The organism is Clostridia bacterium, assembly GCA_014360065.1.
In the GTDB taxonomy this organism is placed as follows: Bacteria; Bacillota; DSM-521; order Neomoorellales; family JACIYF01; genus JACIYF01.
In genome coordinates this window covers 1-10,051 of record JACIYF010000092.1, presented here as the reverse complement: position 1 = coordinate 10,051, position 10,051 = coordinate 1, and the positions used below count along the sequence as shown (strand labels likewise).

General features: G+C 51.5%; 14 protein-coding genes, 4 tRNA genes and 1 pseudogene. 7 read left to right on the top strand and 12 right to left on the bottom strand.

What is annotated here, in order from left to right; genetic code table 11:
- The first annotated feature begins 14 nt into the window (after nucleotides 1–14).
- The 5 genes from H5U02_11650 to H5U02_11630 all read left to right on the top strand — a co-directional run bounded on the left by H5U02_11650 (nucleotide 15) and on the right by H5U02_11630 (nucleotide 2,192).
- The gene (locus tag H5U02_11650; protein MBC7343072.1) at nucleotides 15–422 is read left to right on the top strand and encodes a hypothetical protein; all 408 of its coding nucleotides are present in this window, start codon (nucleotides 15–17) and stop codon (nucleotides 420–422) included.
- A gap of 100 nt (nucleotides 423–522) precedes the next feature.
- Nucleotides 523–801 carry a hypothetical protein gene (locus tag H5U02_11645; protein MBC7343071.1) on the top strand — a complete coding sequence of 93 codons (279 nt, stop codon included), beginning with the start codon at nucleotides 523–525 and terminating at the stop codon, nucleotides 799–801.
- Between the two features lie 124 nt (nucleotides 802–925).
- Entirely contained in the window at nucleotides 926–1,303 is a 378-nt protein-coding gene (locus H5U02_11640) for a hypothetical protein (protein MBC7343070.1), read from the top strand.
- 267 nt (nucleotides 1,304–1,570) lie between these two features.
- Complete coding sequence (locus tag H5U02_11635) at nucleotides 1,571–1,987, top strand: hypothetical protein (protein MBC7343069.1); 417 nt, start codon at nucleotides 1,571–1,573, stop codon at nucleotides 1,985–1,987.
- Nucleotides 1,971–2,192, top strand: coding sequence for a hypothetical protein (locus tag H5U02_11630; protein MBC7343068.1), 222 nt, complete (start codon nucleotides 1,971–1,973; stop codon nucleotides 2,190–2,192). Before H5U02_11635 ends, H5U02_11630 begins: the two co-directional genes overlap by 17 nt.
- 116 nt (nucleotides 2,193–2,308) lie before the next feature.
- On the opposite strand, the gene H5U02_11625 is transcribed toward H5U02_11630, so the two are convergent.
- A complete protein-coding gene (locus H5U02_11625; protein ID MBC7343067.1) occupies nucleotides 2,309–2,491 on the bottom strand; it encodes a helix-turn-helix domain-containing protein in 183 nt (60 codons plus the stop codon).
- A gap of 353 nt (nucleotides 2,492–2,844) precedes the next feature.
- On the opposite strand from H5U02_11625, the gene H5U02_11620 reads away from it, so the two are divergent.
- Both H5U02_11620 and H5U02_11615 read left to right on the top strand, forming a co-directional pair.
- On the top strand, nucleotides 2,845–3,426 hold the full coding sequence (locus H5U02_11620; GenBank protein ID MBC7343066.1) for a hypothetical protein: 582 nt from the start codon (nucleotides 2,845–2,847) through the stop codon (nucleotides 3,424–3,426).
- A 65-nt stretch (nucleotides 3,427–3,491) separates the two neighbouring features.
- Nucleotides 3,492–4,644: pseudogene (locus tag H5U02_11615) on the top strand (site-specific integrase).
- A gap of 137 nt (nucleotides 4,645–4,781) precedes the next feature.
- On the opposite strand, the gene H5U02_11610 reads toward H5U02_11615, so the two are convergent.
- The 11 genes from H5U02_11610 to H5U02_11560 all read right to left on the bottom strand — a co-directional run.
- Nucleotides 4,782–4,853: transfer RNA gene (locus H5U02_11610), tRNA-Val, on the bottom strand.
- Between the two features lie 5 nt (nucleotides 4,854–4,858).
- A tRNA-Glu gene (locus H5U02_11605) sits at nucleotides 4,859–4,931 on the bottom strand.
- Between the two features lie 4 nt (nucleotides 4,932–4,935).
- Nucleotides 4,936–5,010, bottom strand: a tRNA-Ile gene (locus H5U02_11600).
- A gap of 10 nt (nucleotides 5,011–5,020) precedes the next feature.
- A tRNA-Asn gene (locus tag H5U02_11595) sits at nucleotides 5,021–5,092 on the bottom strand.
- A 93-nt stretch (nucleotides 5,093–5,185) separates the two neighbouring features.
- Nucleotides 5,186–6,406, bottom strand: a complete 1,221-nt coding sequence (locus tag H5U02_11590; GenBank protein MBC7343065.1) for a methionine adenosyltransferase — start codon at nucleotides 6,404–6,406, stop codon at nucleotides 5,186–5,188.
- On the bottom strand, nucleotides 6,390–7,616 hold the full coding sequence (gene coaBC / locus H5U02_11585; GenBank protein MBC7343064.1) for a bifunctional phosphopantothenoylcysteine decarboxylase/phosphopantothenate--cysteine ligase CoaBC: 1,227 nt from the start codon (nucleotides 7,614–7,616) through the stop codon (nucleotides 6,390–6,392). Before coaBC ends, H5U02_11590 begins: the two co-directional genes overlap by 17 nt.
- Nucleotides 7,617–7,639: 23 nt before the next feature.
- Nucleotides 7,640–7,846 carry a DNA-directed RNA polymerase subunit omega gene (locus H5U02_11580; GenBank protein MBC7343063.1) on the bottom strand — a complete coding sequence of 69 codons (207 nt, stop codon included), beginning with the start codon at nucleotides 7,844–7,846 and terminating at the stop codon, nucleotides 7,640–7,642.
- A complete protein-coding gene (gmk, locus tag H5U02_11575; protein ID MBC7343062.1) occupies nucleotides 7,827–8,468 on the bottom strand; it encodes a guanylate kinase in 642 nt (213 codons plus the stop codon). The genes H5U02_11580 and gmk overlap by 20 nt, the downstream gene beginning before the upstream one ends.
- A 3-nt stretch (nucleotides 8,469–8,471) precedes the next feature.
- Entirely contained in the window at nucleotides 8,472–8,753 is a 282-nt protein-coding gene (locus H5U02_11570) for a DUF370 domain-containing protein (protein ID MBC7343061.1), read from the bottom strand.
- A gap of 23 nt (nucleotides 8,754–8,776) precedes the next feature.
- A complete protein-coding gene (locus tag H5U02_11565) occupies nucleotides 8,777–9,661 on the bottom strand; it encodes a YicC family protein (GenBank protein ID MBC7343060.1) in 885 nt (294 codons plus the stop codon).
- A gap of 34 nt (nucleotides 9,662–9,695) precedes the next feature.
- Nucleotides 9,696–10,051: aminotransferase class I/II-fold pyridoxal phosphate-dependent enzyme (locus H5U02_11560; GenBank protein MBC7343059.1), on the bottom strand; the 356-nt coding region annotated here is incomplete at its 5' end.

The window sequence follows — 10,051 nt, the reverse complement described above, 5'->3', positions numbered from 1 at the left end:
AGAAGCCCGGTTTCTTGGGAGCAATGATAGCACGGGCGGCACCCCAGGTATTGCGGCTGTCCCTGATTTATGCGCTTTTAGACCTAAGTCCAGCCATAAGGCGGGAGCATCTGGAGGCGGCCCTGGCTCTTTGGGACTATTGCGAAGCCTCAGCCCGGTTTATCTTTGACGAATCGCTGGGAGACCCCAATGCCGACAAGCTATGGGAGGCACTTCGCAAAAAACCAGAGGGCATGACCAAGACGGAGATACGGGACCTATTCCAGCGGCACCTATCGGCTAAAGAGATGAGCCGGGCAGCGGGGATGCTCGTAGACTTCGGCTTAGCCGAGTGGAAGGAAAGTCCCAGCACAGGGGGGCGACCAGCCCAAAAACTGGTTGCGACTAGGCTTTTGTCGCCTTTTGTCTCAGACCCCCCATAAGGTGGAAGGCTTGAAAAATAATCAATGTCGCAGAAATCGCTTTTGTCGCAGTCGCAAGTATAGATTAGGGTCTTAACCAAGGAAGGGGAACTGCTGAAACATGGCTTATCCAGACCAAGCGGAAGAGCTAGGAGACCTTTTGACCGATGCAGAGGTAACGAGCATTGTGAGGAACTTCCTACAGACCCGCGGAAAAGAGGGCGCTACTGACCAGGAAATACTCAGGGTGCTGTCGGAGGTATGCGAGTGGAAAATTTCTGGTCTTATATTCCAAATGGTTGTTGAGGGGACACTGACGGTTAACCTGAAGGACGGAAGGGTACTGGTAGGCAGTAACCCAGTCCTTTCCGCAGGTGGAGTGGCTAACAATAAGACCTAGCTCCTTTAAAGAAAAGTTATAGAAGGTGCGACAAAAGCGATATTGGCGACAAAACCCGTGGCTCAAGGCCTTCAGCCGACAGGTGGTTGCGATAAAAAGCGACAAAAAGACAGGGAGGTGGAGCATGGGTTATTTGGAGATGGCCCAGCAGGTGCCTAGAAAGACGGAGCAGGAACCCCGCTCCCAAACCGACTTTGTAACCCAGGGCAAAAGGCTTCTGGAGACCCAAGGCTGGTTTGCCATGCGCTCAGAGGTGCTTGGTGAGACCGTCCTGGTAGCGAAGGACGGCATAACTCCACCAGGAAGCGATATGGCCGCTGTCTATACCCTGGAGGAATTGCGGGAGCTAGCCAAGCCACCCAGGGTAGGACCCCAGGAGCTTCGCTTCCTGCATGAAGCCAAGAAGCGGTTTGGCGGAAGAGTAGTCCAGAGACCGCTTGCGCCTAGTGAGAGGGATAGGCTCATTGCCCTGGCCGGAGGCATAAAGGGTGCAAAAAGATAGCAAAAAGGTAGCAAAAAGATAGCAAAAACGGGAGGTGAGACATATGCGGCGAAGCCCAAGCTATGAAGTGGTTCATGAGCTAATCGAGCCCCTTGGCTCAAAAGGGCGGGCACAGAGGCCGGGTAAAGGCAGGGAGGTGAGACCATGAACACTTGATAGTGTATCAGGTGACGTTGCTGAAGGCCGAGCGTAGCAAGCCCCCAGGAGGGGCGGATGCAACAAGGATGCAATGAAGAGTGGCTCAGACAATTAAGGTGGTGAAAATGGTTGCCTAGGCATTGCACGGTTTGCGGACATCCCAACGTTGAGGAAATAAACAAGGCCCTGCTGGAAGGCGCTTCCTACCGCGATATAGCGCAACGTTTCGCGGTAAGCAAGGATGCTCTATTCCGCCACAGACAGCACCTGCCTGCCCAGTTGGTGGCGGCACATCAAGCCCAGGAAGCAATTAAGGCCGGTAACCTGCTGGAGCAGTTAAACGACCTCCAGAGGCGGACGCTGGCAATCCTAGAGGCTGCAGAGTCGGGGAGCGACTACGGCATGGCGCTGAAAGCAATCAAGGAAGCACGAGAAAACTTGAAGCTGTTGGCCGAGATTGGACAGGCACGAGAGCTTGAAGAACGGCTGGAGCAGCTTGAAGCTATCGTGAGGAAGGGAGGTACTCCTAATGATGCGGCAGTTTAAAACGAGGCTAACCAAGTTGGAGGCAGCTATAGGTAAGTTAACCCCAAAAACGTTACCCGCAATCATAGCGACAGACGGCACCACTTGGACGGTTTACTGCGGGAGTGAAGAAGCGACATTCACCGGCGAAGCAGAAGCAGACCGCTGGCTTGATGAGCATGGCTGTAGCGAAGCACTGCACGTTGTGCTTTCCAGGGATGTATGACCGGCAGGGTGGTAAATGGGTCATATTTGGGTTAGGAGGCGCTGGAATGCCCAAAAACCAAGCCCTGCGGAGAATGCGCTAGATACCCAGTCAAAAGAGGACTGCGCTTATCTGTCCTATCTGCCAGTATCAGGCGTTTCTGCCTTTCCCAGGAGGCGGTTTAATTCGGATTCGCAGACACGCCAGAAGTGGCCTATCTTGACAGCCTTTAGGCGGCCTTTGTGTATCCAATTATGAACGGTCTTTCGACTAACCTTTAAGATGGCGGCAACTTCTGCTGGAGTAAAGAGCTTTTCCATGATGTAACCCCCTTTCTTTTATCTTATCATGCTTGGCATTAAAGGGCAAAGCCTTTCTCTTGACAGAGCGAAGGTAAAGATGGTAAACTATGGGTAACTATGGTAAACTAAGGTAAAGGAGGAAGAGGCAATGAAGCAGATTGTTGACGGCATGCTGTACGACACGGAGAAGGCCCATCTGGTGGCCCATGACCGCTACTGGGACGGGAGAAACTTTGAGAGGAACAGGGGGAATACCTAAGAGTATGCCAAAGGCTTGTACGAAGAATTACCGGAGCATGACCTTAAAGTACCAGGAAGTTCTTTGGCAAGACCCTAGAAGAAGTGCTGAATAAGGAAGGGGGAATGGTGTAATGAAAAGGTCCCTGGCTTTATTGATTGGTATAACTTCAATAATGCTATTAATGGCTGGTTGTGGTGGTGAGAAGAAAGAGGCATTCAATTGGGCAGGCTCAGATGTAACGGTTGATACCGTAAAGAAGGCGCTTGAACAAAAAACGCCAGCAAAGCCGGTGTTCAGCGATACCGACTTTCCTCAAAATATTACCGATGTTCAGGTTCTCGATAACGTTGCTAAGCCGGGGCAAAAGAACATTCTAATCTACTATAAGTCAGGCACCGTTTGGGATGAAACCGACTTTGTTAAGCGGGTCGGGGGAACTGCGATACAGGTAGGCAGCGTTTTATTCACGAACCCGAAAATCGAGCAGGTGGCTTTATTCGCTCAGACAGAGATGACGGACCAGTATGGGAAAAAGAGTTTGGATGTGGGCGCAAAGATTGTGCTCTCAAGGGAAATGGCTGAAAAAGTCGATTGGAAGGGCTTGGCGGACAGGCATACAGCAGACCCGGCCAATATATACCACCTGGCGAAAGACTACTACATTCATCCTGGGATACTTAGAAACGTGAAGCTCGATGAAGTCAAGCTATAGCCTTCTATAAGTCGTATTAAGGTGACGCACCATGAACCGCTTCTTGTCAGAGGAGGGCAGACATCATGAGCAGAAGGAAAAGGGCAAACGGTGAAGGAACCTGCTTTCAGCGTCCTAACGGCAGTTGGACGGCCCAGGGGAGCTACTGGAAGGACGGTAAGCTGAGGCGAATCAGCTTTACCGGCCATGGCCAAGCTGGCTCAAGCCATGGCCGATATAGAGCGGGGCACTTTCTCAGAGCCCAACAAGGTAACCGTAGGTGAGTGGTTAGATACATGGCTTACCGAGTACAAGAAGCCCAGCCTGAGGCCAACGACATGGGAAGCTTACGAGGTTATAGTTCGCTGTCACTTGAAGCCAGCTTTGGGGCACGTGCTCCTAAAGGACTTAAGGCCGGAGCATTTACAGCGGTTGTACAACCAGAAAGCAGCGGACGGTCTTTCTGCCAGTACGGTGAGGCATATCCACTTGGTTATGCATGGCGCTCTCAAGCAGGCACTGAGAAACCAACTGGTTGCCAGAAACGCAGCTGAAGCCGTGGCCTTGCCCAGGGGGGAAAAGAAGCAGGTACGAGCCATGACCCCGGAGGAAGAAGCGCGGTTTTTGGAGGCCGTATCACAGGACAGGTTAGGCCCGGCTTTCGTTACTTTACTGGGAACCGGCCTTCGGAGAGGGGAGCTTTTGGCCCTGCGCTGGGAGGACGTGGACCTGGTCAAAGGAGTAATCCAGGTCCGAGCTGGCATGATACGGTCTAAGGAAAAAGGACTGGTTTTCCAGGAGCCAAAGACGGCTACGGCAAGGCGAGCCATCCCTTTGCCGGAGGATGTTACGGCAGAACTGAAGCGTTGGAAAGCCCGGCAGAATCAGGAGCGGCTGGCTCTTGGTGAAGCATACCAGGATAACGGCCTGGTGTTCGCTACCGAGCTTGGCACTCCTATCGAACCGAGGAACTTCAATCGGGTTTTTTATAGGTTACGGGAAAAAGCAGGCATTGGCAAGAACGTCAACCTGCACGCTTTAAGACACTCCTATGCTACCAGGTTGCTGGAGCGGGGCGTTAGGCTTAAGGTGGTGCAAGAGCTTTTGGGGCACAGCAAATACAGCCTGACAGCGGATGTGTATTCTCACGTTGCGCCTGAACTCAAGCGGGAAGCAGTAGCGGTCCTAAACGGCACTTTGCGAGTAAAGAAAAACCCCGCTCCTGCCAGCGGGGAATAGAGAAACGGCATATGCAAAGCAACCGCTGGGGGCCCGACCCCGGCGGTTGTTCTTTTTTCGGAGTCTACTGCATCCGCGTTGCATCCATCCGGCTTATTACAAGATACCGCAAACGCTGGAACCCTCAATTTTCCTTGTGGGCGATAGTAGATTCGAACTACTGACCCCCTGCTTGTAAGGCAGGTGCTCTCCCACTGAGCTAATCGCCCCCGGGTGGCCCGTAGGGGATTCGAACCCCTGTTACCGGCTTGAAGGGCCGGCGTCTTAGGCCTCTTGACTAACGGGCCATCGTGGTGGGCCCGCCAGGATTCGAACCTGGAACCTACCGGTTATGAGCCGGCGGCTCTACCGTTGAGCTACGGGCCCTAAAAAACGGCTCCTCGGGCAGGATTCGAACCTGCAACCTACCGGTTAACAGCCGGCCGCTCCACCGTTGAGCTACCGAGGAACACCTAAAAGCAATATCTCAAGCGAACTTTATTATACGATAAAGTGCCGCCTAGGTCAACAGTTCACAAAGCCACTTTTAAAGCAAGATTACCTAGGCTCCTAGCTCAGAACGTAACGCTTCCACCCGGTCGGTCCTCTCCCATGGCAAGTTCAATTCAGGGCGACCAAAATGGCCATAGCAGGCCACTTGCCTATAAATGGGGCGCCGCAAGCCAAGGTCGCGAATTATCGCTGCTGGCCTAAGATCCCAGATTGCCTTTACGGCCTTGAGCAATTCCTCTTCGCCTACTTTTCCGGTTCCAAAGGTGTTGACGGCAATCGATACCGGCCTAGCTACTCCGATTACATAAGCCAGCTGAACTTCACAGCGGGAAGCCAAGCCTGCAGCAACTATATTCTTGGCAATATGGCGAGCTGCATAGCTGCCAGACCTGTCTACTTTAGTAGGATCTTTGCCGGAGAAGGCTCCGCCTCCATGGTGAGCCATTCCCCCATAAGTATCGGCAATGATCTTCCTACCGGTGAGCCCAGTATCACCTTGGGGGCCACCAACCACAAATCGGCCGGTTTGATTTATATAATATTTGGTCTGGTCATCAAGTAGCTCAGAAGGCACTGCCCTCTTTATTACTCGCTCAATTATATCATGGCGCAGCTCATCTAGGCTCACATCTGGGCGATGTTGCGCAGCTATTACCACTGATTCTACCCTGACTGGACGGTCACCGTCGTACTCCACAGTAACTTGAGATTTCCCATCTGGCCTCAAATAAGGCAATTCCCGGGATTTCCGTACCTCTGCTAGCTTTTTGGTCAGCTTATGAGCTAAAGTTATGGGCAAGGGCATCAGCTCAGGGCTCTCGTCGCAGGCGTAACCAAACATGAATCCCTGGTCCCCAGCGCCGATGGTCTCTAAATCGTTGGGACCAATCTCTCCTGTCCGATACTCGGCTGCCAGATTCACTCCCAAGGCTATATCTGGAGACTGTTCGTCAATGGAGGTAATAACTGCACAAGTATCGCAGTCAAACCCAAATTTTGCCCTGGTGTATCCAATACTCCGTACGGTCTCACGGGCAATGTAGGGAATATCAACATAGCAATCAGTAGTAATTTCACCGGCTACTAAAATTAAACCAGTTGTTACCATGGTCTCGCATGCAACCCGGCCGGCAGGATCCTTCTCAAGGATAGCGTCAAGAATGCTGTCGGAAATCTGGTCAGCAATTTTGTCCGGATGGCCCTCAGTAACTGATTCGGAAGTAAATAAACGCCTGGTCACCTCTGTCACTCCTCTATCTGGCCATATCATCGCGCAATTTTTTAAACTGAGGAAGCTGCATCACTTCATCAAGAATCTGGTGAGCTATTTGAGTCTTGGGTGCCAATGGTATAGTCTTTACCAGGCCCTCGCTGGAGATAATGCTTACTTCATTGGTATCGCTATCGAAGCCTACGCCCTCTTTCCCGATTTGGTTTGCTACCACCAAATCTAGGTTTTTGCTACGAATTTTGGATCGGGCATGATCGATAAGATTGTCGCTTTCAGCAGCAAAACCCACCAGTATTTGCCTGTCTTTTTGCCTTCCTAATTCTGAGAGAATGTCGGGGGTTCGTTCTAACTCTAACACCAGCGTTTCCCGCTCATCTTTCTTTATCTTTGCCGGTGCTTGAACCTTAGGCCGAAAGTCTGCAACTGCAGCAGCTTTGATAACGACGTCGGCGCTGGCAAACTCATTGAGTACTGCCCTATACATTTCCTCGGCAGTCTCAACCCTCACTAACCGGTGGCAAGGAGGCGGAACTATGGCACTGGGACCGGTGACTAGGCAGACTGTCGCTCCCCTTTGCAACGCAGCCCGAGCAATGGCGTAACCCATTTTTCCCGAGCTACGATTCCCTATAAAGCGCACCGGATCAATGGCTTCCCGCGTTCCCCCCGCTGTCACCAAGAGGTTCACTCCAGCCCAATCCCGAGATTTAACCAAGACCGCCTCAATTTCCTTCAGGATGGTCTGGGGATCAGCGAGACGCCCTACCCCTTCTTCTCCACATGCCAGGACTCCTTCTTCAGGCAAAACCACCCAGTAGCCCAGCGCTCGAAGCTGATTTAGATTAGCCTGTACTGCTTGATGTCTGTACATTCTACTGTTCATGGCCGGAGCTACCAGCACCTGACCGTTGGCAGCCAGAACCAGCGTGGTTAGGAAGTCATCAGCTATGCCGTGAGCTAGTTTTCCAATCACATTGGCAGTTGCCGGTACCACGGCAATTAAGTCAGCTTGAGCTCCAAGATCCACATGCTCAACTTTGCTTCCGGTCTGGGGTTGGAATAAATCGTAGATAACCGGCCGCCCAGACAAGGTCTGGAAAGTAAGCGGCTGGACAAAATGGGTTGCGTGCTCGGTCATAACAACCTGAACTGTGGCCCCGCGCTTGGACAACGAGCTTACTAGCTCGCATGCCTTATAGGCAGCTATTCCTCCAGTTACCCCAACCACTATGAACTTGCCTGCCAGCATAGTACCCTAGCCACCATCTACGCTTATTTAATGCCACTTTTTGTAGTTTCAAAGCGCAACTTGCCGCTAGCAATCTCCTTTAAAGCTATGCTAACCGCCTTGATTGGCTTCCCGTTGGGCGAAACAGTCTCCTTCTCAGCTAGCATCCTAGCTCTCTTGGCCGCCAGTACAACCAGCGCATACTTGCTGTTGACTTGCCGGAGTAGATCGTCAATTGGTGGATCGATCATATAGTTCCTCCTCAAGCAAGTTAAGATCCCTCAGGATACGGTGGGACCGGCTTTTTTCTGCCACGAGAATTGAACGGAAACGGTCTATTGCTTCTGGCAGAGAATCGTTGATAATTATGTAATCGTATTCCTTCATATGCTGCAGCTCCATAGAAGCAGCCTGGACACGCTTTTCGATAGTACCCGGATCCTCCGTTCCCCGGCCAATGATACGGGCACGAAGTTGTTCGCGGTTAGGAGCTGTTACAAAAACAAATACGCCTCGATCCAGTTCCCCCGCCATCATCTTTTTCTTGAGCTGAAGGGCACCTTGGACATCTATCTCCAACAAAACGTCACGCCCTTGGGCCAGAGCTTCATCCACTGCCCTTTTTGGCGTGCCATAGTAATGGTCGTACACGCGTGCCCACTCCAAAAACTCCCCTCGCTCCAGCATCTCCTTAAAAGTTAATGGCGAAACAAAAAAATAATCAACCCCGTCTCTTTCTCCTGAACGAGGTAGACGCGTAGTAACCGAAACCGAATAGTACAGGTCTTTATATTGACTATGGATAGCCCGACAAATTGTCCCCTTGCCCGCCCCGGAAGGACCAGATACTACTACCAGTAACCCTCTTCCCAATCCTTATATCCCTTCTTCGACACCAGCCACTTGCGAAACATTATCTTTGCTGCCTAGCCGGTGAGCTACCGTTTCTGGTTGAACCGCCGAAAGTATAATGTGCCCGCTATCAGTTACTATTACGGCCCGGGTTCTTCGCCCATAAGTAGCATCAATCAGGAGACCGCGATCCCGTCCCTCTTGGATGATTCGCTTAATAGGGGCAGATTCTGGGCTCACAATAGCTATAATTCGGTTAGCCGAGACAATGTTTCCGAAACCGATATTGATCAGCTTAATATCCACGCCGCACCCTCCCCACAAGCTTTTCATTCCAGGTTTTGGGCCTGCTCCCTAATCTTCTCTACTTCCGCCTTTAGCTCGACGACACGAGAACTAATGTCGGCATCGTTGGCTTTCGCCCCAATCGTATTGGCCTCCCGATAAATCTCCTGAGCCAAAAAGTCTAGCTTTCTACCAACGGGCTCCTGGCTACTACCGTCAACCATACTCTTCATTTGGGCAATGTGGCTCTTGATGCGGCTGAGCTCTTCGTTTATATCACAACGTTCGGCCATCAGGGCTATTTCTTGGTAAATCCTTTCCGCATTTACTTCTTGACTTATATTTAACCTGGCCAGCTTGTCAGCCAACCGCAGCCGGTATTCTTCCACCACTTTTGGCGATCGATCCTCAATGACACTGATGATCAGCTCGATGGTTCTTATTCTCTCGCCGATGTCTTGGGCCAACTTTGCCCCTTCGGTTTCGCGCATAGCCTGTAGTTTACACAGAGCTTCCGTGGCTGCTTCCGCAACTACGCCGGTTAGACCTGTCCAGACATCTTCCGGATCCCACTCTAGCACGCCCGGCACCGCTATAAGGTCACTTAAGCCCAAATTGGCGGAAATACCCAGAATCTGTGCCAATTCCTTCAAGGCAGTATAATATGCTATTGCTAATCCGGTGTCAACTTTCAGTCTAGGAGGGTTGTCTTTATTCCTCTTAACTTCTACCCACACATCAATGCGCCCTCGAGACACTGAGTTTCGCACTAATTGCCGGATTTCGCTCTCCAAGGTCACAGATGGATGGGGTAGTCGAACAGATACTTCTAGGTACCGGTGATTGGTCGAACGTACCTGAACCTGGACCAGAAACTCGCCGCCTTGCCAGACCTCACTAATTCCAAAACCGGTCATGCTCCTTAACATCCACAACTTCTTCCTTCAACTTACTTGTACTCTCTCAATCAAAATGGAAGCGATCGAACGCTGTTTTCATTCTTTTAACAGCCTCTACTATCTTATCGGTAGCCAAAGTCAAGGACATGCGAAAATAGCCTTCGCCGCAATTGCCATAGCCATTCCCCGGTGTCAGTACTACCCCAGTCTTTTCCAGGACCTCCTCCACAAACCCGGCTGAAGTATATCCCGAAGGCACTGGAGCCCACACATAAAAAGTTCCTAACGGCCGACTTAACTTCCATCCCATGGAGTTCAGCCCGTCTATTAGGATATCCCGCCGTTCTCGGTAAGTTTGCAGCAAAGTTCTCAGGTGGGACAGGTCCCCAGTCAAAGCTTCGGCAGCTGCTTCTTGAACAG

Bases quoted from the DNA above. Each gene is read 5' to 3' on its own strand.
- H5U02_11625 (MBC7343067.1), bottom strand. From the start codon at position 2,491: ATGGAAAAGCTCTTTACTCCAGCAGAAGTTGCCGCCATCTTAAAGGTT.
- H5U02_11590 (MBC7343065.1), bottom strand. From the start codon at position 6,406: ATGATATGGCCAGATAGAGGAGTGACAGAGGTGACCAGGCGTTTATTT.
- coaBC (MBC7343064.1), bottom strand. From the start codon at position 7,616: ATGCTGGCAGGCAAGTTCATAGTGGTTGGGGTAACTGGAGGAATAGCT.
- H5U02_11630 (MBC7343068.1), top strand. From the start codon at position 1,971: ATGATGCGGCAGTTTAAAACGAGGCTAACCAAGTTGGAGGCAGCTATA.
- H5U02_11580 (MBC7343063.1), bottom strand. From the start codon at position 7,846: ATGATCGATCCACCAATTGACGATCTACTCCGGCAAGTCAACAGCAAG.
- H5U02_11620 (MBC7343066.1), top strand. From the start codon at position 2,845: ATGAAAAGGTCCCTGGCTTTATTGATTGGTATAACTTCAATAATGCTA.
- H5U02_11645 (MBC7343071.1), top strand. From the start codon at position 523: ATGGCTTATCCAGACCAAGCGGAAGAGCTAGGAGACCTTTTGACCGAT.
- H5U02_11640 (MBC7343070.1), top strand. From the start codon at position 926: ATGGGTTATTTGGAGATGGCCCAGCAGGTGCCTAGAAAGACGGAGCAG.
- H5U02_11565 (MBC7343060.1), bottom strand. From the start codon at position 9,661: ATGTTAAGGAGCATGACCGGTTTTGGAATTAGTGAGGTCTGGCAAGGC.